Here is a 20,434-nt window from a genome sequence, read left to right on the forward strand (position 1 = left end):
TGATTCGCGCAGAAGATGGCTGATCATGCCCTCATGAGGCGCATCCATGCGAAACGCGTGCTGGTCGGGGAACCCCTCGACACGGCACGCCTGGGCGAAACCCTGCTGCCGAAACGGCTCGCCCTGCCGATCTTCTGCAGCGACCCGCTCTCCTCCGTGGCCTACGCCACCGAGGAGATCCTGCTGATCCTCGCCCTCGGCGGCGTCGCCCTGCTCCACCTCGCCTGGTACGCGGCCGCCGCCATCGTCTTCCTGCTGGTGGTGGTCATCGCCTCGTACCGGCAGACCTGCCACGCCTACCCGGGCGGCGGCGGTGCGTACGTCGTCAGCTCCGAGAACCTCGGGCCCACCGCCGCCCTGACCGCGGCCAGCGCCCTGCTCGTCGACTACGTGATGACCGTCGCGGTCTCCGTCGTCTCCGGCGTCGCCGCCATCACCTCCGCCGTACCCGCCCTGCACCACCACGAAGTGGGCCTGTCCGTCACCTTCGTGGTGCTGCTGACCCTGATGAACCTGCGCGGCGTCCGCGAGTCCGGCCGCGTCTTCGCCATCCCCACCTACGGCTTCGTCCTCGTCATCTACGTGATGTTCGCCTTCGCCGCGGTACGCCTCGCGACCGGCGAGACCATCCGCGCCGAATCCGCCGATCTGCCGATCACCGAGGCCGGCACCTACACCGGCCTCGCCCTCGTCCTCCTCGCGATGCGCGCCTTCGCCTCCGGCTGTACCGCCCTCACCGGCGTCGAGGCGATCAGCAACGGCGTACCCGCCTTCCGGAAGCCCAAGGCGAAGAACGCCGCCACCACGCTCGCCGTCATGGGAGTGCTGTCGGTGACGATGTTCGTGGGCATCACCGCCCTCGCCATGTCGTACGAGGTGCACGTCGCGGCCGACCCCACCGAACTGGGTCTGGCTCCCGGCACCCCGACCTCCACCGCGCTCGCCCAGATCGGCCGGGCCACCTTCGGAAGCTGGCACTTCCTCTTCTACCTGCTCCAGGCCGTCACGGCCGGCGTACTGATCCTGGCCGCGAACACCGCCTTCAACGGCTTCCCGATGCTCGCCTCGATCCTCGCCAAGGACCGGTACGCGCCGCGCCAGCTCTTCAACCGCGGCGACCGGCTCGTGTACTCCAACGGCGTCGTGCTTCTCGCGCTCGCCGCCATCGCCCTGATCACCGCCTTCGACGCCGAGCTGACCCGCCTCATCCAGCTCTACATCCTCGGCGTCTTCGTCTCCTTCACCCTCTCTCAAGCGGGCATGGTCCGGCACTGGAGGAGAGAGCTCGCCTCGCCGTCGACCCCGCGGAAGGAGCGGCTCCACATCCACCGCAGGCTCGCCATCAACGCGGTCGGCGCGGCCATGACCGCGCTGGTCCTGGTCATCGTCCTGATCACCAAGTTCACCCACGGCGCCTGGCTCGTCGTCATCGCCATGCCGCTGCTCTTCCTCGGCATGAAGGGCGTGCGCCGCCACTACGACCAGGTCGCCCGGCAGGTCGCCATCGCCCCCGGCGCCAGACCGCGCAAGCCCGCCCGCCACCACGTCGTGCTCCTGGTCTCCTCCGTGCATGCCCCGACGATGAAGGCCCTCGGCTACGCGCAGGGCCTGCGCCCCGACACCCTGACGGCGGTCACCGTCGCGGCGGACGGGCAGGCCGCGACCCGCCTGCGCGAGGCCTGGGCCGAGCACGTTCCCGGGATTCCCCTCAAGATCCTCCACTCGCCCTACCGCGAGGTGGTGGGCCCGATCCTGGCGTACGTGCAGGAACGGGTCCGGGACTCCCCGACGGACATGCTGTCGGTGGTGATCCCGGAGTACGTGGTGGGGCACTGGTGGGAGCAGCCCCTGCACAACCAGAACGCGCTGCGGCTGAAGGCGAGACTGCTGTTCACGCCGGGGGTCGCGGTGATCGACGTGCCGTACTTGCTGGAGTCCGCCAGGCCCGCGGAGCCGACGGGGACGGTGGATCCCGCGCGGTAGGCCAGGGCCGCTCCGGCGGTGGGCGCTCGTGGTCCTGCGGGCCGTTGTGGTCAGCGAGGCGGGGTGCCCCGGCGAGGTGGCCGCGCCGACGGCTTCGGCCGGGATGTGCCCTCTTCCCCGTCGGGCCGCTGGATCAGCGCCGCATGAGCCAGCGCCAGTTCCACCACGTGCGCCGGGTCGGAGAGGGTGCGGCCCGTGAGGTGCTCCAGGCGGCGCAGCCGGTTGGAGACGGTGTTGCGGTGGCAGTACAGCCGCTGCGCGGCGAACGTCGTCGAGCCCTGGCAGGCCAGCCAGGTGCCGAGCGTGGTCAGCAGCGTGCGGCGGTCCTCCGCGGGCAGCGCCAGCACCGGCCCCAACGCCACCTGGCAGAGCCGGTCCGCGAGTTCGGGCTGGGCCGCCATCAGGGCCGCCGGCAGCCGTTCGTCCAGCAGGGCGGTGCGCGGGCCGCCGGAGGCGGGTGCGGTGCGCAGGGCGAGGGCGGCCAGCCGGCGCGCCCGGGCCAGATCGGCCGGCGCCTCCACGACGGGGCCGACCCCCGCGCGGACCCCGAGCGGCGCGAGCAGTTCCCGTACGGACTCCAGCGGATGGTGGCCCAGGTCCACCAGGCCCGTTTCCCCGTCGGCGCGGATCCGCCACAGCACGCGGGGGGTGGCCCCGGCGGCGCCGCCGGCGCCCGAGCCCGTACCGCGTGGGTCCGTACCGCGTGGGTCCGTACCGCCTGGGCCCGCGCCCTCCGGGCCCAGCACGATCACGCAGAAGCGGCCGCGCTCCGGCAGGCCCAACCGCACCGCGGCTTCCGCGGCCCGCGGCCCGTCCGCGGCGGCCGTGCCGTCCAGCAGGGAGTCCAGGAGGGCCGCGCGGTGCTCGCGGTCGCGGTCCCCGCGCGCGGCCTCCGTACGCCGGTAGGACTCGGCCACCGCGTCCGTCATCTGGTCCAGCACGTCCCACAGGGCCGCGGCGCCGGGCAACAGCCGCGGCAGCGACGCCCGGTCGTGCGCGGCGACCGCCTCGGTGAGGGTCTGCCAGAGCATCCGCCCGCCGAGGCGGTAGGTGCGCAGCAGCGAGGAGAGCGGCAGCCCCTGTTCGGCCCGGAGCGCGCCGGTGGCCCGGGCGTCCGCGAGTTCCACCGGCAGGCCGCGGGCGCTGCGGACCAGGCCCTCGACGGCCTGGCGCAGGTTGTGGTGGATCCGCTCGCACAGCTCCGCCCGGCCGAGCAGGGCGGCGTACGCGGGATCCTCGGCCAGCGTCCGGTCGGCGAGCCGGCCGGACGCCACGGCGATCCGGCGGGACAGGTCCTCGCGTATCTCCTCGATGATCCGCTCCATGACGGGCAGCCTGACACGGAGAGGGGGCGCGGGGGAGGGCCCGGACCGGCCGCATCCGCTACCGTGAGCGAAGCACTGCACTTGCAGTGCTCATGATCTCGTGCCGCACCCACCCCCAGGGACCCGACCATGCGCCAGAATCCCCAGCGCCGCGCCGCGCTGCTCGACGCCGCCATCGAAGTCCTGGCGCGCGAGGGCTCACGGGGTCTGACCCTGCGGGCGGTGGACGCGGAAGCGGGCGTTCCGACGGGCACCGCCTTGAACTACTTCGCCAACCGCGCCCAACTCCTCGTACAGATCCTGCACCGCACCCGGGAGCGGCTGACCCCGGACCCGGCGGACCTGACCGGCCCGCTGGACACCAAGGTGCTGCTCGGGCAGCTCCTCGACCGGATGCGGCGCGAGCGCAGCGTGCACATCGCGATGCTGGAGCTGCGGCTGGAGGGCACCCGGCGCCCCGAACTCCAGGCCGAACTGGCCGGGTTCCAGGGAGCGGAGCTGGAGGCGAACGTCGCCTGGCACCTGGAGGCGGGCCTGCCGGGGGACCGGCAGGGCGTCGTGCTGCTGTACCTCGCCATGCTGGGGCTGATCGTGGACGACCTGACCGCTCCGGCGCTGTTGGAGCCCTACCCGGTGGAGGAACTCATCCGGGTGATGGTCGAGCGCCTCCTCCCGGAGCGGCCCGCCGACTGACCACCGGGGCGGCAAAGCAGCGGGACACCCAGCGGTCGGCTGTTCCCGCCGGGCATACCCCCACGAACTCACGCTGTGTGACGTCGACTCCGCCGCAGCAGGCCCCGACGGGTCCTTGCGCCCGGGCGGTTCGAGGTCCGTCCCGGCATGAGGTGATCTTATGCTCAGGTTTACGCGAGTCAGCCTGGTTTTGCGGCCGGTGAGGGACTTTGATGGGTTTGCCAGGCCTCGTACCGGAGCAGGGGGACTACTCATGGGCACCGACCACAGCCAGAAGGACAGCACACCCGCACCCACCCTGATCGGTTCCGTGCAGCGCGCGCTGCGCCTCGTGGAAGCGATGTACGCGGAGGGCGGAGCGACGGCCAAGCGGCTCGCCCGGCTCACCGGCATTCCCCTACCCACCGTCTACCACTTGCTGCGCACGCTCAGTCACGAGGGCTACGTCCAGCGCGAGGGCGGGTCGTTCCGGCTCGCGGACGATCTTCCGCTCGCCTCCTGATCAGAAGTCGACGGGTTCCGGCCAACGTGCCGAGCGCTTTCGCGCATGTTCCAGCGGAAAATGCCAGAAGCCCCTTCCGTAGTGTGGAAGTTGAGTAGGTTCCTCCTGTCGCGCCGTACGACCGTGCGCCCAGCACGACTGTCGGGAGGGGAGCCCGCGTGCCCGGTATCGACGAATGCCTGCTCGAAGCCATGGCCCTGCCCGGTGCGCGGGGGGCCGCGCTGGTCGACTGGAGCAGTGGGCTGGCCCTCGGCACCGCGGGGGACTCGCCCGTGGGCGACCACGAGACGACCGCCGCCGAGACCGCCGAGCTGGCCCGGGCCGCCGCCGAGTACGAGTCCTTCGCCCCGGCGGCAACCGAGGCCTTACCCGGTGGCGGGCGGGGCGGGCCGGGCGGGCCGGGTTCCGGCGGCCCGGGCTGGCCGGGCGGAGCGGGCCCGTCCGCGGACGGACCGCCCGTCGAGGACCTGATCGTCACCACCCGCACCGCCTACCACGTACTGCGCTTCGTCGAGACGAGCTTCGACAGCAGCGTCTTCCTGCACCTGTGGCTCGACCGGGCCGACGGCAATCTCGCCCTCGCACGCCACAAACTGCGCGCCCTGGCCGAGGGACTGGTGCTCAGATGACCAGCCCGGCCACCGCCCCGGCGCCTTCCGCCGCCGTCTCCCCGCTCCTCACCCGGCTCGCCGCCGAACGTGCCACCGGCGCCCTGCTGCGCGACCGGGGCACCCTCTTCCTGGAGAACGGCCGCATCGTGCACGCGGAGAGCCCGGCCACCCCCGGCCTCGAGGTCCTGCTCACCACCGGCGGCGGCCTGGCCCCCGAACGCTGGCGCGAGGCCGTCGACCGGGCCGGCGCCCGCCGCCAGGTCGCCCGCTTCCTCGTGGACAGCGGCGGGCTCGCGGGCGGCGAGCTGGAGATATGCCATCTCGCCGCGATCTTCGACGCCGCCTTCTTCGCGCTGTCCCCGGGCAGCGGCCCCTCCCGGTTCCGCCGCGGGGCCACCCACTGGATCGGCTCCGTCCGCTCGGTACCGGCCGCCGCCGTCGAGCGGGAGACCCGCCGACGGCGCGAGCTGCTCGACGCGGTCTGGCCGTACCCGCTGCTGGACACGGCCCCGGTCGTGCCCCGCGCCGCCGCGCCCGGCCAGACGGTCACCGCCCGCCAGCGGATCCTGCTCGCCCGGGCGGACGGCGTACGCACCCCGGCGGACCTCGCGTGGGTCCTGGGCCGGCCCGCGTTCCACACCCTGCTCGACGTACGGCGCCTCGCGGCGGCCGGACTCGTCGAGACCCCGCACACACCGGGCCCGGCGCCGGCCGCGATACCCCTGCCCGACTGGATGACCGGGACCCAGCCACCCGACGTGGCGCTGCTCCGCCGGTTACGCGACGCACTGGAGGCAAGCCTGTGAGGCTCCCGCTGCGACCGGCTCTGCGCGCCGACCGCTCCGAGCGGAGGCAGCCCGAAAGGAGAAAGGCCATGAGTGCGGTACCCGCCGAAGCGGAAGCCGAGATACTCGCCGAGCTGCGCAGGCTGCGCGCCCGGGTTCCCCAGCTGACGGGCGCCCTCGCGGCCAGCGCCGACGGCCTGGTGCTCGCCCAGGACAGTGCCGCCGCCGAGGCCGAGTCGGTCGCGGCGCTGACGGCGGCCGCCCTCGGCGTGGCCCAGCGGCTCAGCGACAGCACCGGCCAGGGCGGATTCCGCGAGCTGCTGGTGCGTGGCGAACACGGGTACGTGGCCACGTACGCGGCGGGTGACGCGGCCGTCCTCACCCTGATCGCGGAGCCGCGCATCAACGTGGGGCGCCTGCACCTGGAGGCGCGGCGCTCCAGCCTCCGCATAGGGGAGCTCATCGAGCACACCCTCGGCCGGCGGGGCCCCGACGCCCCGTCGGCGTGAGCCGGAAAGAAGCCGACAGCACGACCGGACCGGATCCCAGTACAGCGAAACGAGAAAGAGGAACTCTCATGGCCAACGTGGAGACCGCGCTCAAGGAAGCCACCGCGACGATCGACGGCGCGCTCGGCGCCGCCCTCGTCGACTACGGCAGCGGCATGGCCCTCGGAACCATCGGCGGGGGCAAGGAGCTCGACCTCGCGGTCGCGGCCGCGGGCAACACGGACGTGGTGCGCGCCAAGGTCCGTACGATGGAGATGCTCGGGCTCAATGACGAGATCGAGGACATGCTGATCACCCTGGGCAGCCAGTACCACCTGATCCGGCTGCTGAAGGGCCGGGGCGCCTCGGGCTTCTTCCTCTACCTCGCCCTCGACAGGGGACGGGCCAACCTCGCGATGGCACGCCACCAGCTGAAGAAGATCGAAGCGGAGCTGGAGATCTGACCGGACCGCTCCGTCGAGGTGGCGGGCGGTTGAATTCTTTGCCGTCCGCCCCGACGATCAGCCGTCATATGCCCGGGATGGGTGGATTTTATGAATCTGTTACAGAGTAAGATGCTCTGATCAGCTGATCATCGCTAAAGCATAAAACGCTGGAGAACCCGCCACCCATGCCCCCGCGCCTGAGTATCGTCGTCCCCGTCTACAACGTCGAGCTCTACCTCGACGAGTGCCTGGAATCCATCGCCGCGCAGACCTTCGACGACTTCGAGGTCATTCTCGTGGACGACGGGTCCACGGACACCAGCGCCGTCATCGCCAAGGCCTTCGCGGCTCGGGACAAGCGCTTCCGGGTCGTCCTGCAGGAGAACGCCGGCCTCGGCGCCGCCCGCAACGTGGGCGCCCGGCATGCCAGCGAGGGCACGGAGTACCTCGCCTTCGTCGACAGTGACGACACCATGCCGACGTACGCCTACCAGCGGCTCATCGAGGCTCTCGACGAGACGGGCTCCGACTTCGCCGGCGGCAACGTGAAGCGCTTCCGCTCCGTCGGCATGCAGCAGTCCTGGGGCCACCGGGCCGCCTTCGCCAAGACCCAGCTGAAGACCCACATCTCCAAGTTCCCGGCGCTGGTCACCGACCGCACCGCCTGGAACAAGGTCTACCGGCGCAGCTTCTGGGACGAGCACGGATTCCAGTACCCGGAGGGCATCCTCTACGAGGACGCCCCCGTCAGCATCCCCGCGCACTACTTCGCGTCCAGCGTCGACATCATCAGCGACTGCGTCTACCACTGGCGCGTCCGCGAGACCGGCGAGCGCTCCATCACCCAGCGCTCCACCGACCCGGTCTCCCTCATCGACCGCGTGACCTCCGTACGCCTGGTCCGCGAGGCGCTCAAGGCCAAGCAGGGCGCCAAGTACGCCCGCTACCTGCGCGACTACGACTACAACGTGCTGAGCGAGGAACTCCCGCTCATCTACAAGTACGTCGGTGAGGGCGGCCCCGATTTCCGCGCCGCGTTCGTCAAGGAGGTCGGCGGCCTCGTCCGCGAGATCGGCACGGGCCCCTGGTCTGACCTGACCGTCGCCGACCGCCTCAAGGCGTACCTGGCCCGCGAAGGCCGCGTCGAGGACTTCATCGCCCTCCAGGACCACCAGCGGGACTACCACTACAGCGTGCCCGTCAAGGGACTCGCCCGCCCGCAGGCGGACTACCCCTTCCTGCACGGCCGGCCGCCGGTCCCCGCCAAGATCCTCACCCTCGGCCCGCGCGAGCGACGGGTCGTCAGCCGCCTGGAACAGGCCGCCTGGGCCGACGGCAAGCTGCTGCTGCGCGGCTACGCCCTGCCCGGCCACCTCGGCGCGGAGAGCCGCCTCGGCTCTCGCAAGATGCTGGTCTTCCGTGAAGGGGGCAAGCGCCGCCGCTCCGTCGTCAGCGCCCGTACGGTCGCCTCCCCGATGGCCACCGTGAACTCCCCGCACCTCGCCCTGCGGCACGCCGACTGGGCGGGCTTCACCGCCGTCGTCGACCCCTCGATCTTCCAGTCGGGCGGCAAGTGGCACGAGGGCATATGGACCACGTCCATCGCCGTCACCGGCGCCGGAGGCCTGCACCGCGCCCGCCTCAAGGGAGGCGAGCACGACACGGGCCAGAACCCGCCCTCGCACTGGGTGGCCCCCGACGTGCGCATCGTTCCGAGCGTCTCCGGCGCCCTCACCATCCAGGTGGAGATCGTCCGCGCCCGCGCCCTGGACGTCCGCCCGGCCGGTGACGACGCCGTCGAGGTCTCCGGCGAACTCGCCGCCGAGGTCGGCGCCGACGCCACCCTGCGGGCCGTCCACGTCACCACCGGCACCGCCCTCACCTTCCCGCTGGAGACCGCCAAGGACGGCGCCGGCCGGATCCCGTTCACCGCCCGGGTGCCGCTGGCCGAGCTGGCCGCCGTACCGGACGCCGAGTGCCAGCCCGGCGAGTGGAGCCCCGAGCCCTGGAGCCTCTCCGTCATCGGGGCCGACGGCGGCGAGCACCGTCTGGTGCACGACGAGCGCGGCGGATTCGCCGGGCTGGTCGTCCGCCTGCCGGGAGAGGATGCCGGCCGCGCCCTCTTCGCCAAGCGCGGCAACACCGGGCACCTGACCCTCTCCGTGCAGCCCTCGCCGCCGCTCGTCGACGCCGTGGCCGCCAAGGACGGCAGCGTGACCCTGCGGGGTCGGTTCCTCGCGCCCGTCGACGAGCCGTACGAGCTGGTCCTGCACAACGCGCACGGGACGGAGTTCAGCTACCCCGTCACCCGCGACGGAGACCGCTTCGAGGCCTCCTTCGAGCCCATGCTCCCCGAGGCGTACGCCGGGCGCACCACGCTCCCCGAGGGCCGCTGGTGGCCCACCCTGCGCCCCGTCGCCCAGGGCGGAACCACGGCCGGCCTGCTCGGAGTCGACCGCGGCGCGCCCGTGCAGATGGGCCCCGGCATGCTCTTCGCGGGACCCCACCCCTTCACCACGCAGGGCCGCCGGATGCGGGTCGAGTCGCGCTTCCACGACCGCATGGTGCTGGTCTGCGACCCGCTGCTCAGCCCGCACGACCGCTCCAGGTTCGCCCAGCGTCAGGCCCGCTTCGAGACCTACCCGGCGCAGCGCGCCCTGCCGGTCAAGGACATGGTCGTCTACGACACCTTCCAGGGACACGGCGCCGGCGACTCGCCCCGGGCCATCCACGAGGAGCTGCTGCGCCGCGGCGAGAAGCTGGAGCACATCTGGCTGGTCCGCGACGGCCGCGCCGAAGTGCCGGCGACCGCCCGCGCGGTGCAGTACGACAGCGTCGAGGCCTGGGACGTGCTGGCCCGCGCCCGCTACTACGTCGTCAACTCCAGCGTGCCGCAGCACTTCCAGCGCCGCGCCGGCCAGACCGTCGTACAGACGTGGCACGGCACGCCGATCAAGCAGATCGGCCACGACTACGTCCACGACTACTACACGAGCCCCGAGGTGCTGGAGGCCCTGGAGCACGACAGCGCCCAGTGGTCCTTGCTAGCCTCCCCGAGCTCGTACGCCACGCCCGTCCTCAAGCGCGCCCTCGGCTACGACGGCGAGGTCGTCGAGTCCGGCAGCCCGCGCACGGACGCACTCGTACGGCCCGACGCGCAGCGGATCGCGGAGGTCCGGCGGCGGCTCGGCCTGCCCGAGGGCAAGAAGGTCGTCCTGTGCATGCCCACCTGGCGGGAGAACCGGGAAGGCTTCTCCGGCGGCTACAAGCTCGACCTGCACATCGACCTGGACCACGCCCGGCGCGAGCTCGGCGAGGACCACGTCCTGCTCATCCGCGGCCACCACAACGTGGGCGAGCAGGTGCGCGACGGCGTGCGCGACGGCTTCGTCGTCGACGTGTCCCGCTGGCCCGACGCCACGGACCTGCTGCTCGTCGCCGACGTGCTGATCTCGGACTACTCCTCCGCGATCTTCGACTTCGCCGTCACCGACCGGCCGATCCTGCTCTTCACGTACGACCTGGAGCACTACCGGGGCACCCTGCGCGGCTTCAACTTCGACCTGGAGGAGAAGGCCCCCGGCCCGCTGCTCGCGGACTCGCGGAGCCTGATCGAGGCCGTGCGCAACGCGGACTCCGTCGGGGCCGAGTACGCGTCGGCGCGGGCGGCGTTCCGCGGCGAGTTCTGCGACCTGGACGACGGCCGCGCCACTGAGCGCGTCGTCGACCGCATGCTCGGGACGACCGCGACGACCGCGACGACCGCGACGACTGCGAAGTAAGGCGCGCCGAGCACGACGCGTGCGGTAAGCCGTACGAGCGCATTCCCGGCTGAACACAGACCGGCCCCGGGCCCACCGATGAATTTGAGGCCCGGGGCCGGTCTGTATGTGCGGGACGGTATCCATCCCGGATTCCGCCGCGGACGCGCCTGGAGGCAGCGATGACGAGCAAGGGTTTCACCACGTGCCTGTGGTTCGACGGGAACGCGGAGGCCGCCGCCGACTTCTACCTGTCCGTCTTCAAGGACGGCAGGATCGGCAGGATCGGCCGCTACACCGAGGCGGGGCCGGGGCCGGCCGGTGAGGTCATGGTCGTCGAGTTCGAGATCAACGGGCAGAAGTTCGTCGGCCTCAACGGCGGCCCGCAGTTCGCCTTCACCGAGGCCGTCTCCTTCCAGATCCACTGCGCCGACCAGGCCGAGGCGGACCACTACTGGGAGGCGCTGACCGAGGACGGCGGCCAGGAGGTCGCCTGCGGCTGGCTCAAGGACAAGTTCGGGCTGTCCTGGCAGGTCATCCCGACGGAGGCCATCGACCTGATCAGCGACCCGGACCCGGAGCGGGCCACCCGTGCGAGCGCGGCCATGCTGAAGATGAAGAAGCTGAACGTGGCGGAACTGCGCCGGGCCGCCGCGGGGGGCTGACTAGGGGGTGTCCGCGATCCGGGCCAGGAGCTCCGGCAGGGCGGTCCCGATCGGTTCGCGCACGACCTCGTCGGCGAGGGAGTCGTACGGGGTCTCCTCCGCGTTCACGATGATCAGGCGGGCCCCGGCCTCCGCGGCCATGCCCACCAGCGAGGCAGCCGGCTGCACCTGGAGGGTCGACCCCACGGCGATGAAGACGTGGCAGCCCTTGGCGACGGCCACCGCCTGCGCGAGCACCTGCGGGTCGAGGCGTTCGCCGAACATCACGGTCGCCGCCTTGAGGATCCCGCCGCACGCCCGGCAGGCGGGATCCGGCTCCCCGGCGGCGACCCGGGCCAGCGCCTCGTCCATCTCCGAGCGGACCCGACAGGCGGTGCAGACGACCGCCCGGGCGGTGCCGTGCAGCTCGAACACCTTGCGCGCGGGCATCCCGGCGAGCTGGTGCAAACCGTCCACGTTCTGCGTGATCACCCGTACCGGGGTGCCGCCGCGCTCCAGCCGTGCCACGGCCACGTGGGCGGCGTTGGGCCGCGCGCCGAGGGCCCCGATCTCGGCCCGCATGAGCCATGACCGGCGCCGGATCTCGGGATCGGCCATGTAGGAGGCGTAGGTGACGAGCTTCTCGGCGTCCGGATCGCGACGCCACAGGCCCTGCGGCCCCCGGTAATCCGGAATGCCGGAGTCGGTGGACATCCCGGCCCCACTGAACACTGCGACGAGCGGCTTCCCCATGCGACCGACCCTACGTACGCGCCCCCCGCGCCCGCGACCCGATTACCGGGACCACCGGTCCCCGTCCAGCAGCCGCTGGAGGCGCGGAACGGCGAAGTCCACCAGCGCCGGCACCGGCAGCAGGCGGCAGACGGCGCCGCCGACCTTCACCTCGGGGATGCCGGCGTGGCGCTCGAACTCCGCGCCCACCACCGGGAAGTACGTGTCGTTGTCGTTGCCCACCTCCGGGGTCTCGATCCACACGCGTTCGCCGGCCACCAGCATCGGGAAGCGGCGCACCCGCAGCCGGGGCCGCGGCGTCAGCGACTCGACGTAGTGGAGGAAGGAGTTGCGGTTGTGGCCGACCCCGATCAGCAGGATGTGCGCGCCGAGGTCGTGCAGGCAGCCGAAGGGCGAGGTGCGGCCCAGGGCGAAGCCGAGTGATTGGCCGGCCGTGATCTCGGCCGCCCGGGCGCCGATCGCCGCCACGGAGGCCTGCGGATGCGCACTGCGCAAGCTGTCGGGCAGCACGCGCAAGGCCTCCGGTACGGCGCCCAGCGCGCGGGTGACCGGCAGCCCCGGGTGGAACAGCGGTACCGCCGCCCGCCGCGCGGCCACCGCCGCGTCCGGTACGCCCACGTGCTCCGGGTCCGGATCGGCCACCTCCCAGGTGAAGGCGGGCACGGCCACCGTCCCGGCCGGCCCCACCGCCTCACGCAGGCTCGCGACCACCGCGGCCGCGCGGGGGGAGAAGGGGCCGAAGGGCCGTTTCCGGAGTGAATCCGGCCCCCCACAGGAGTGAGATCCGAGCCGCCCCCTCCCGGCCGGCCCGCCCGGGCGGCTACAAACCCGACATGAAGCTCAAGCCGTACACCCTGGGCGCCCTGCTGCTGACCCTGCTCGCGCTGCTGGCACCGTCCCCCGCGACCGCCCTCGCCGACGCCGGCACCTCCCCGCGCGCCGCCTCCGGCGCCGCCGCCCGGCACCAGCACACCGCCGCGCAGATCGCCCTCTTCCTGGCCGGTTTCTACGGCACCCGCGGGCCCTCCGCGTACGACCGGGAACACCGCGTCTCGCAGGTGCTCAAGGACAGGCAGAAGGCGTACCCGGAGACCGACGTCCTGCTCTGCGCCCAGAACACACCGCAGGCCACGGTCATCGGCCCGATCACGGTGGCCCCGGCGGCGGGAGTCGGATGGGCCACCGTCACCACCCATTGGGGCTCCGGCGCCATCGACACCTTCACCGCCTACGTGCGCCTCGACTCGCGGCCCATCCGGCTCGACGACGTGATCTGCGCGGGCTGACTTCCGTACCCGCCCCGGGGGCCCCGGGGGCCCCGGGCCCCGGGCCCCGTGAGCCGGACGGCGGTCGCACAACGCCGCCCGGCCCGTACTGACGTCACGTCACCTCAGATCACGTCAGGCCGGGGTCACTTCAGGTCGGGTCAGAAGTCGAACAGCACGCCCGTCGTGTTCCGCAGGCCGCACGGGTTGCCGAAGGTGTACGCGTAGCCGAGTCGGCGGCCCTCCCACACGCCGTCGGCCGTCACCGTCATCGGATTCCACTCCCTGGTACACGCGACGTTTGCCGCGGGCGCGGTGATCGCATCCAACTCCGCACTGTGCGCGCGTAATTCGGCGCACGCGGCGACCGGGTCCGGGTGCGTCCCGCCGGGCGCCGGAGCGCAGACGAGCGTCACCGCGCGCAGTACCGTCCCGTCGGCGTCCTCACCGGCGCTCACGCTCAGCACGAGCGCGGACGGCGCGTACAGGCTCGCCGTACCGGCCGTCGCCGCACCGGCCTCTCCGGGCCAGGCCAGAGCGGTGAGCGCGGTGAGCGCCATGGCGGCGGTACCGAGCCCGAGACCCCTTGCGATGGACCGCATTTCGAACACTCCCTTGGGTGGTTGTTTCGGATAACGGACGTGAGTCTTGCCCACGCAGGCCGTGAACGCCCGTTCGGACCGCTGTTTCTCGTCACCGATCGTGTACGAATGAGTGCAGACGGCGGCGGTGTCACAGGGGTTGACCAGTGCGGAAGCGGGCCGCCGAATCGGCCGAACACCGCCCAGGAGACCCCCGCGAAACCGTTCGGCGAGGTCTCGGGGCCGGTCTGAGCCACCCCCTGGAACCCCTCGCGGGGCAGGGCCGGCCCTCCCCCCGGGACACGGTCCTGCCCTGCCGTGCCGGGCCGCCCGCGACGGGCACAGACCCACCGAGATGTCCGGCTTGCCGGCGCAGTCCTGGCCGAGGCAGTCCAGCCGGCCGGGGGCCCGGTCCACTCCAAGGACCGGTGAGTGGCGGCCAATTACCCCGCGACCAACCGCAGCCCCTCAGGGGGCGGGCCCCCGGCGTGCAGCGCTCCGTTAGCCCGCTGCGATGCGCGGCGCGTACAGGTCGAGCAGCCGGGTGCGGGTCTGGTGCAGCCGCAGGGCGAGGACGCGGCCGACCCAGTGTCCGACCGCCGACCCGAAGGCGGGATCGGCGTCCATGAGCAGCCGTACGGCCGTGGCGTCGAACTCGTACGCGCGCACCGGTGTCATCGCCTCGGCGCTCAGCTGCCACACGTAGGGCGGGAACAGCCACGACCAGCCCACGAGCTCACCGGGGCCGAGGTTCTCGACGGGCGCGGGGCGACGGCCGGGCACCGGGATCTCCAGGGTCACCGTGCCGGAGCGCACGATCCAGAAGGCATCCGCCGGTGCGCCTTCCTCGAAGATCCGCGCACCCTCGCGGAGGTTGACCTCGCGGGCCTGGGACATGAGCCGTCCACGATGTTCGGTGGACAGGACGGCTGCGATCCGGATGGGGGAAGGTGTGCTCACGACGGCCTCCGATCACGACCCCCCGCGACGCTGCTGCTTCCCCCAGTGTCGCCGACGTCCGCCCGATTGGGAGCAGGTCCGCAGCGGCCACCTTGCGGCCTGGGCCCCGACCCGACGGGAGGGCCCGTTCCGGCGTCCCGCGGCCCGGGCGCTCTCGGCCCTGCGCTTCTCGGCCCGCGCGCTCTCCGTCCCGGCCCGCTGGCGCCGACCCACAGTGGGCCCCCGCGCGGGGCGCCCGGTGGCTGCTCTTCGTCGCTGGTGCTCGTGCCTACTCCTCGGCGTTCGCCTCCAGGCAGGCCAGCTCCATCGCGTCCAGTACCGCCTCGTGGCTGCGTCGGCTCAGCTCGGCGACGTTCTCGATCTGCGCCGTCGCCCAGGCGGCCAGGGTCATGACCAGCACCCGGAGCCCGTCGGTGCCGTGCTCGGCCAGGATCGCGTCCGCGACGATCATGGCGTCCTCGGGTACCTGCTCGGGCGGCTCCAGGCCCACGAGGCCACGCAGCATGGTGAGGGTGCGGCGGGAAATCTCCGGCGTCATCCTCGCCAGCCGCATGTCTTCTTCTTCGTCCATCCGCCCGCCCTCCGGTGCCCGTGCCCTGCCCAGCCCCTCAGGGCACGGTAGAGGGACGCGGACCCCCGCGGGGCGGTTTCCGCCAGGGAGCCCCCGTGTGAACCGCCGGCGCCCGCCCGCCGCCCCCGTCGGCGCGGGCCTCCAAGGACGAGGACGTGCGTGGTCGAGCGGGATCGTTGGCGGGCGGGGCGTGGTCGTGCCGCGCGGACCCCTGCATGGTCGGACCCTGCGTGATGGGCGCCGTCGGCGGCAGGGCGAGGACTCGATTCGCCGGTTCCTGACCGGGACCAGCTTCAACCGGAAGTCCCGATCCGGCCGCGCAGCCGGACGCGTGACCCCTCTTAGGCGAGCGATTCGGCATTCGATGCGTCAAGTCTGGTGAACACGGCGCCGATTCGCCCTAGGGTGCGCCCGTACGGCCATGGCCGCGAAAGGCTGTCCGTATGGTTCCGGCCATGCCCGACACGGCCGCGAGCCAGCCGGCGAGACGGTCGTACCGCATACCGAACTGGGGGGTTCATGCGTAGATCCAGAGGGTTGGCGACCGCTCTCGCTCTGTCCCTGGCCGGAACCGGCGCGGGCCTCGGCCTCGGCCTCGTCCCGCCTGCGGCGGCCGTCACGCCGCCCGTCGCCTTCACCGCCGACGCACTGCCGACCTGGCAGCCCAACGGCGTCGTCTGGGCCCTCGCCGAGGCGGGCGGCCAGGTCTTCGTCGGCGGCACCTTCTCCACGGTACGCCCGCCCGCGGGCGGCGGCGGAAGCGAGCGGTCGGCCGTGAACTTCGCCGCGCTCGACGCCGCGACGGGCGCCCCGACCTCCTGCACACTCTCCTTCACCATCGGCTCCGGTACCGCGACCGTCCGCGCGCTCACCCTCTCGCCGGACAAGAAGACGCTGTACGCGGGCGGGTATTTCGGCGCCGTCAACGGCACCCCGGTCTCCAGCCTCGCCGCCATCGACGTGGCGACGTGCACGGTGAAGCCCTCCTTCCGCCCGGCCTTCGCCGCCACCGTGCGGGCACTCGCCGTCACCCACGACACCGTCTACGCGGGCGGCGACTTCCTCACCGTCGCGGGCCAGCCGCGCTCCCGCTTCGCGGCGGTCGCCGCGACCGACGGCGCACTGCGCCCCTTCACGGCCAACGCCGACGAGCCCGGCCGCGCCGTCGAGGTCACCCCGGACGGCTCCGCCGTCGTCCTCGGCGGCGACTTCTTCACCGTCAACGGTACGAACACGCACGCGCTCGCCGTCGTCAACGCCACGAGCGGCGCGCTCACCAAGTCGTACGCCGGCTTCATCGAGACCAACTCGGTCGTCAAGGACATCGCGACCGACGCGACCGGCTTCTACACCGCCAACGAGGGCACGGGCGGCGGCGTCTTCGACGGCCGCATCGCGCTCAACCTCGGCGACTTCAGCCAGCGCTGGCGCGACACCTGCCTCGGTGCCACGCAGGCCGTTCTCCCGTACCAGAGCGTTCTCTACAGCGCCTCGCACGCGCACGACTGCTCCAGCGTCGGGGAGTTCCCCGACGGCCGGCGCTACCACCTGCTCGCGCAGCCGACCACCGGCACCGGCAAGCTGGGCTGGGCCCCCGACACGAATGACGGCATCGGGGAGGGCATCGGCCCCCGCGTCATGACGGTCGGGTCCAAGGCCGGCGTCCAGTACCTGTGGGTCGGGGGCGAGTTCACCACCGTCAACGGCGCGGCCCAGCAGGGCCTGACACGCTTCGCCTCCACGGGGGACACGGGAGCGCCCACCGTTCCGGTCGCGAGCGCGGTCAGTTTCAAGCCCGGCGAGGTCCAGGTGCGCTGGCGTACCAGCCTCGATCTGGACGACAGCGCGCTGACGTACAAGGTGTACCGCAACGGCGCGGCCACGCCGATCGCCACGGTCACCGCGGACTCGCTCTTCTTCCGGCGCCCGCAGGCCTCCTGGACCGACACCACCGTCACGCCGGGCCAGTCGTACACGTACCGCGTGACGGCGACCGACGCGGCCGGCAACGTCAGCGCCCTGTCGGGGCCGGCCGGCGTGACCGCGGCGACCGCGGTCGCCGACTATCCGAACCAGGTCCGCACGGACGGCGCCCAGCAGTACTGGCGCTACGACGAGTCGGTCCTGCCCTTCGTCGCCGACTCCTCGGACGGGGGCAACCAGAGCGGCGTGCACCTGAACGGCCCCGCCCTGCGGCAGACGCCCGGCGCCGTCTCCGGGCCGAGTACGGCGATCGGCTTCAACGGCACGGACACCCGGGTGTACGCGGACAAGCGCCAGACGGTGGGCGCCAGCTACACCATCGAGACCTGGTTCAAGACGAACACCACCCGGGGCGGCAAGCTCTTCGGCTTCGGAAACAACCAGGCACGGGGCAGCAATCAGTACGACAAGCACATCTACATGACCAACGACGGGCGGCTGGTCTACGGCGTCTACACCGGCGCCACCCGCACCATCACCACCAGCGGCACCTACAACGACGACAGATGGCACCATGTGGTCGCCACCCAGGGCCCCGGCGGAATGACCCTGTACGTGGACGGCGTCCCGAAGGGCACCCTGGGCGTCACCACGCACGAGAACTTCTCCGGCTACTGGCACGCGGGCGGCGACAGCCTCGGCGGCTGGCCCGACCGCCCGACGAGCGAGTTCTGGGCGGGCCGGCTGGACGAGAGCGCCGTCTACCCGACCGTCCTGAGCGCGGCGCAGGTGCAGAACCACTACGCCCTGGCCTCCGTCCCGGCCGACTCGGTCGTCCAGGTGACCGCCGCGGAGGATACCTACGCCAACGCGGGCGCCCCCGGGACCAATTACGGGACCTCGGGATCACTCGCGGTGCGGGGCGCCTCGCCGTACGTGAGCTACTTGCGCTTCAACCTGCCTCCCGCGCCCGCGGGCACGGTGCTGAAGTCGGCCGCGCTCAGCGTGAAGACCAGCACCATGAGCGGCGCCGGCACCACGGACACCGTCTCGGTGGTCCCGGTCACCGGCTCGTGGACGGAGGGCGGGACGACGTACGACAACCGGCCGGGGCTCGGCGGTCCCGCGCTCGGCAGCTTCGCGGGCGTCCCGGACGGCTCGGCGGTCCATACCGCCGGTCTCAACGCCACGGCCGTCGCCGGGGCTCTCGGCGGTGGCTACAGCCTGGCGCTGAGCAGCGCCGGTACGGACGCCCTGTGGCTGTGGTCCTCGGAGGCGCCGGCCCATGAGGGGACGCCCCGCCTGACGCTGACCTTCGGGCCGCCGTGACGGGCTTGGGGAGGAGCGTGGGGAGCGGCGGAGGGAGGGGCGGGGCGGTGCCCAGCCGATCCGGCTGGACGGCACCCGCCCGCTGCACGCCGGGGAGCCACGGGCCGCGGCGGCCGCCGCCGGCGGATCGGGTCAGGCGGCCGAGTCAGCGCGGGGGCTCCACCTCCAGGAAGCGGCGCCGGCGCGGGCCCCGGTACAGCAGGCACTGCCACCCCAGCCGCTCCAGCAGGGCGGCGCATGCCGTCAGCCGCTCCTGTTCCTCCTCGGCGGCGCCGGCGCCCGGCGGGCCGAGCCAGGACACCTCCACCCGCCCCGGCTCCGTTGCGGCGGCCACCCGATATCCCGTCCGCGTACGCCGCCCCTGCGCGTCCACCGCCGAGGGCGTGGTGCCCTCCGCCTCCAGTACCAGCGCCACCGCGCGCGCCATCTGCCGTACCTCCCAGGGCGCGGGAACCGTCGTGCCCGCCGGGCCGTTGACGAGACGGCGGATCTGTAGCAGCCCCTCGTACGCCGTGCGCAGCTCGGCCTGCCGCCCCGCGTCGCCCGGCCGCGCCGGTCCGTCGCCGCTCGCGGGCTCGAAGCCCCGCCCGGATACCGTCACGCCCACCACCCCGCCCCGTCTGAGTACCTCACACCCGCCAGCCTGAGTATCCGCCCCGATTCCCCCGCGCGCCGCCGGTGATCGAATCAGGGCATGACTTCCGACGCCCCGCGCAGCGCGCCCCGCCCGCGCATGCAGCACGTGACCACCGCCGGTTCGGCCCTGGCCGTCGCCCTGGTCCCGCTCGTCGTCGGCGTCCTGCTCGCCAAGGCCATGGCCGCCGACCCGATGGCCCCGGTCAACGCCCTGATCGCGGGTGGCGGTCAGCGGGCCGGCCTGCCGCGGGGCGAGTGGACGCGCCGCCGCCACCACACCCTGCGCCGACTGCGGTCGGTCCGACGGGACACGGCCCGGCGGTGCGCCTACGTGTGCGGGCGCCGCGCCTGAGCTCCCGGGTCCGGGCGCCCCGGGGCCGAAGACCCCGGACCCGGCTGCTTCCCCTCCTGCCCCTTCCTGCCCTCCCGCCTCCCCGGCCCCTCCTGCGGCGGTTCCTGGGCGCACAGCCACGCCTCAGCCGCCCGCGGGGACCGGAGCCGGACCACCCGCAGCGGTGCGAACAGGGGATCGCTCTCCCGCCGCCGGATCTCGGCCCGCCGAGGCTCGTACTGCGTCCATGCCCACCACGCCGGGTGGTCACCGCGCAGCCACTCCCGCCAGGACTCCCGGTTCCCGCCGAACAGCCGCTCGCGCAGCAGACTCCGGCGCAACGAGCGGAGCAACACCCGCCGCATGACGACGTACCGCGAGTAGTCCAGCCATACGACGGTGTCGGCCCGCTCCCACAGCAGGTCCCGGACGGCCGGGTACCCCAGCGAGTCGAAAATCCACCGCTCGGTCCGGCCCACCCGGGCCGTGTCCTCGGCGAAGGTCCGGCTGACGGCCCACCCCGGCCCGGTGAAGTGCAGCGCGTCCAGCTCGTGGAAGGGCAGTCCGAGCTGCCGACCCAACGCCCGGGCCGGCGTGGACTTCCCCGCCCCGCTGATCCCGACCACCAGTACGCGCCGCATCCGCGCACACTAGGCGTCGTGGGGGCGTTGGGGCCAGAGGCTCCGCAGGTCCCCGCAGCTCGGCGATCCGCTGCCGCGCCTCGACCTGGGGCGAGACCGCCCCGACCGGGCGGGAGACCGCCCGGTCAGCGACCGTACTGCCGCAGGCACAGATCGACGACGGGCTCCGGCACCACGCCCTCCGCGGCTGCGCACAGCTCTTCCAT

Annotated in this window: 19 protein-coding genes and 1 pseudogene; 12 read left to right on the forward strand and 8 right to left on the reverse strand. The window is 72.9% G+C overall.

Going from position 1 to position 20,434, the window contains the following annotated elements; genetic code table 11:
• The first annotated feature begins 33 nt into the window (after window positions 1-33).
• Complete coding sequence (locus ABZX75_RS29345) at window positions 34-1,983, forward strand: APC family permease (RefSeq protein ID WP_355415773.1); 1,950 nt, start codon at window positions 34-36, stop codon at window positions 1,981-1,983.
• 50 nt (window positions 1,984-2,033) lie between these two features.
• On the opposite strand, the gene ABZX75_RS29350 is transcribed toward ABZX75_RS29345, so the two are convergent.
• The gene (locus ABZX75_RS29350) at window positions 2,034-3,308 is read right to left on the reverse strand and encodes a helix-turn-helix domain-containing protein (protein WP_355415775.1); all 1,275 of its coding nucleotides are present in this window, start codon (window positions 3,306-3,308) and stop codon (window positions 2,034-2,036) included.
• A 129-nt stretch (window positions 3,309-3,437) separates the two neighbouring features.
• Between ABZX75_RS29350 and ABZX75_RS29355 the strand changes: the two genes are divergently transcribed.
• From ABZX75_RS29355 to ABZX75_RS29390, 8 genes are all read left to right on the forward strand, one after another.
• Entirely contained in the window at window positions 3,438-4,001 is a 564-nt protein-coding gene (locus tag ABZX75_RS29355; protein ID WP_355415777.1) for a TetR family transcriptional regulator, read from the forward strand.
• A gap of 253 nt (window positions 4,002-4,254) precedes the next feature.
• The gene (locus ABZX75_RS29360; RefSeq protein ID WP_355415779.1) at window positions 4,255-4,503 is read left to right on the forward strand and encodes a helix-turn-helix domain-containing protein; all 249 of its coding nucleotides are present in this window, start codon (window positions 4,255-4,257) and stop codon (window positions 4,501-4,503) included.
• 158 nt (window positions 4,504-4,661) lie between these two features.
• Window positions 4,662-5,132, forward strand: a complete 471-nt coding sequence (locus ABZX75_RS29365) for a hypothetical protein (RefSeq protein ID WP_355415781.1) — start codon at window positions 4,662-4,664, stop codon at window positions 5,130-5,132.
• Window positions 5,129-5,920 (forward strand): transcriptional regulator, encoded by a 792-nt coding sequence (locus ABZX75_RS29370; protein ID WP_355415783.1) that lies wholly within the window; start codon window positions 5,129-5,131, stop codon window positions 5,918-5,920. Before ABZX75_RS29365 ends, ABZX75_RS29370 begins: the two co-directional genes overlap by 4 nt.
• Window positions 5,921-5,988: 68 nt before the next feature.
• Window positions 5,989-6,408, forward strand: coding sequence for a roadblock/LC7 domain-containing protein (locus ABZX75_RS29375; protein WP_355415785.1), 420 nt, complete (start codon window positions 5,989-5,991; stop codon window positions 6,406-6,408).
• Window positions 6,409-6,476: 68 nt separating this feature from the next.
• A complete protein-coding gene (locus ABZX75_RS29380) occupies window positions 6,477-6,851 on the forward strand; it encodes a hypothetical protein (RefSeq protein WP_355415787.1) in 375 nt (124 codons plus the stop codon).
• A 167-nt stretch (window positions 6,852-7,018) separates the two neighbouring features.
• Window positions 7,019-10,615, forward strand: coding sequence for a bifunctional glycosyltransferase family 2 protein/CDP-glycerol:glycerophosphate glycerophosphotransferase (locus tag ABZX75_RS29385; protein ID WP_355415789.1), 3,597 nt, complete (start codon window positions 7,019-7,021; stop codon window positions 10,613-10,615).
• Between the two features lie 161 nt (window positions 10,616-10,776).
• Window positions 10,777-11,259, forward strand: coding sequence for a VOC family protein (locus tag ABZX75_RS29390; RefSeq protein ID WP_355415791.1), 483 nt, complete (start codon window positions 10,777-10,779; stop codon window positions 11,257-11,259).
• Here ABZX75_RS29390 and ABZX75_RS29395 read toward each other — a convergent pair whose 3' ends face one another.
• Window positions 11,260-11,991 (reverse strand): Sir2 family NAD-dependent protein deacetylase, encoded by a 732-nt coding sequence (locus tag ABZX75_RS29395; protein WP_355415793.1) that lies wholly within the window; start codon window positions 11,989-11,991, stop codon window positions 11,260-11,262.
• A gap of 42 nt (window positions 11,992-12,033) precedes the next feature.
• Window positions 12,034-12,723 (reverse strand): annotated as a pseudogene (locus ABZX75_RS29400) (AAC(3) family N-acetyltransferase); the annotation flags it as partial.
• 101 nt (window positions 12,724-12,824) lie between these two features.
• On the opposite strand from ABZX75_RS29400, the gene ABZX75_RS29405 reads away from it, so the two are divergent.
• The gene (locus ABZX75_RS29405) at window positions 12,825-13,277 is read left to right on the forward strand and encodes a hypothetical protein (RefSeq protein WP_355415795.1); all 453 of its coding nucleotides are present in this window, start codon (window positions 12,825-12,827) and stop codon (window positions 13,275-13,277) included.
• Window positions 13,278-13,417: 140 nt separating this feature from the next.
• On the opposite strand, the gene ABZX75_RS29410 is transcribed toward ABZX75_RS29405, so the two are convergent.
• The 3 genes from ABZX75_RS29410 to ABZX75_RS29420 form a co-directional block, all read right to left on the reverse strand.
• Entirely contained in the window at window positions 13,418-13,858 is a 441-nt protein-coding gene (locus ABZX75_RS29410) for a subtilase-type protease inhibitor (RefSeq protein ID WP_355415797.1), read from the reverse strand.
• Between the two features lie 480 nt (window positions 13,859-14,338).
• Window positions 14,339-14,797 carry a cyclic nucleotide-binding domain-containing protein gene (locus ABZX75_RS29415; RefSeq protein ID WP_355415799.1) on the reverse strand — a complete coding sequence of 153 codons (459 nt, stop codon included), beginning with the start codon at window positions 14,795-14,797 and terminating at the stop codon, window positions 14,339-14,341.
• A gap of 268 nt (window positions 14,798-15,065) precedes the next feature.
• Window positions 15,066-15,368, reverse strand: a complete 303-nt coding sequence (locus ABZX75_RS29420) for a hypothetical protein (RefSeq protein ID WP_355415801.1) — start codon at window positions 15,366-15,368, stop codon at window positions 15,066-15,068.
• A gap of 519 nt (window positions 15,369-15,887) precedes the next feature.
• Between ABZX75_RS29420 and ABZX75_RS29425 the strand changes: the two genes are divergently transcribed.
• Window positions 15,888-18,620 carry a LamG-like jellyroll fold domain-containing protein gene (locus ABZX75_RS29425; RefSeq protein WP_355415803.1) on the forward strand — a complete coding sequence of 911 codons (2,733 nt, stop codon included), beginning with the start codon at window positions 15,888-15,890 and terminating at the stop codon, window positions 18,618-18,620.
• A gap of 145 nt (window positions 18,621-18,765) precedes the next feature.
• Here ABZX75_RS29425 and ABZX75_RS29430 read toward each other — a convergent pair whose 3' ends face one another.
• Entirely contained in the window at window positions 18,766-19,221 is a 456-nt protein-coding gene (locus ABZX75_RS29430; RefSeq protein WP_355415805.1) for a hypothetical protein, read from the reverse strand.
• 93 nt (window positions 19,222-19,314) lie between these two features.
• Between ABZX75_RS29430 and ABZX75_RS29435 the strand changes: the two genes are divergently transcribed.
• Window positions 19,315-19,608 carry a hypothetical protein gene (locus ABZX75_RS29435; RefSeq protein ID WP_355415807.1) on the forward strand — a complete coding sequence of 98 codons (294 nt, stop codon included), beginning with the start codon at window positions 19,315-19,317 and terminating at the stop codon, window positions 19,606-19,608.
• Here the strand turns inward: ABZX75_RS29435 and ABZX75_RS29440 are convergent.
• Window positions 19,584-20,228, reverse strand: a complete 645-nt coding sequence (locus ABZX75_RS29440; protein ID WP_355415809.1) for an adenylate kinase — start codon at window positions 20,226-20,228, stop codon at window positions 19,584-19,586. The two genes, ABZX75_RS29435 and ABZX75_RS29440, sit on opposite strands and share 25 nt — an antisense overlap.
• Window positions 20,229-20,434: the final 206 nt, after the last annotated feature.

Origin of the sequence: Streptomyces sp. NPDC003038, from assembly GCF_040611115.1 — a bacterium.
In the GTDB taxonomy this organism is placed as follows: Bacteria; Actinomycetota; Actinomycetes; order Streptomycetales; family Streptomycetaceae; genus Streptomyces.

What these genes read in the sequence shown, in the direction of transcription:
- ABZX75_RS29345 (WP_355415773.1), top strand. Translation starts at nt 34, where the DNA reads ATGAGGCGCATCCATGCGAAACGCGTGCTGGTCGGGGAACCCCTCGAC.
- ABZX75_RS29350 (WP_355415775.1), bottom strand. Translation starts at nt 3,308, where the DNA reads ATGGAGCGGATCATCGAGGAGATACGCGAGGACCTGTCCCGCCGGATC.
- ABZX75_RS29355 (WP_355415777.1), top strand. Translation starts at nt 3,438, where the DNA reads ATGCGCCAGAATCCCCAGCGCCGCGCCGCGCTGCTCGACGCCGCCATC.
- ABZX75_RS29360 (WP_355415779.1), top strand. Translation starts at nt 4,255, where the DNA reads ATGGGCACCGACCACAGCCAGAAGGACAGCACACCCGCACCCACCCTG.
- ABZX75_RS29370 (WP_355415783.1), top strand. Translation starts at nt 5,129, where the DNA reads ATGACCAGCCCGGCCACCGCCCCGGCGCCTTCCGCCGCCGTCTCCCCG.
- ABZX75_RS29375 (WP_355415785.1), top strand. Translation starts at nt 5,989, where the DNA reads ATGAGTGCGGTACCCGCCGAAGCGGAAGCCGAGATACTCGCCGAGCTG.
- ABZX75_RS29380 (WP_355415787.1), top strand. Translation starts at nt 6,477, where the DNA reads ATGGCCAACGTGGAGACCGCGCTCAAGGAAGCCACCGCGACGATCGAC.
- ABZX75_RS29385 (WP_355415789.1), top strand. Translation starts at nt 7,019, where the DNA reads ATGCCCCCGCGCCTGAGTATCGTCGTCCCCGTCTACAACGTCGAGCTC.
- ABZX75_RS29390 (WP_355415791.1), top strand. Translation starts at nt 10,777, where the DNA reads ATGACGAGCAAGGGTTTCACCACGTGCCTGTGGTTCGACGGGAACGCG.
- ABZX75_RS29395 (WP_355415793.1), bottom strand. Translation starts at nt 11,991, where the DNA reads ATGGGGAAGCCGCTCGTCGCAGTGTTCAGTGGGGCCGGGATGTCCACC.
- ABZX75_RS29405 (WP_355415795.1), top strand. Translation starts at nt 12,825, where the DNA reads ATGAAGCTCAAGCCGTACACCCTGGGCGCCCTGCTGCTGACCCTGCTC.
- ABZX75_RS29410 (WP_355415797.1), bottom strand. Translation starts at nt 13,858, where the DNA reads ATGCGGTCCATCGCAAGGGGTCTCGGGCTCGGTACCGCCGCCATGGCG.
- ABZX75_RS29420 (WP_355415801.1), bottom strand. Translation starts at nt 15,368, where the DNA reads ATGGACGAAGAAGAAGACATGCGGCTGGCGAGGATGACGCCGGAGATT.
- ABZX75_RS29425 (WP_355415803.1), top strand. Translation starts at nt 15,888, where the DNA reads ATGCGTAGATCCAGAGGGTTGGCGACCGCTCTCGCTCTGTCCCTGGCC.
- ABZX75_RS29435 (WP_355415807.1), top strand. Translation starts at nt 19,315, where the DNA reads ATGACTTCCGACGCCCCGCGCAGCGCGCCCCGCCCGCGCATGCAGCAC.
- ABZX75_RS29440 (WP_355415809.1), bottom strand. Translation starts at nt 20,228, where the DNA reads ATGCGGCGCGTACTGGTGGTCGGGATCAGCGGGGCGGGGAAGTCCACG.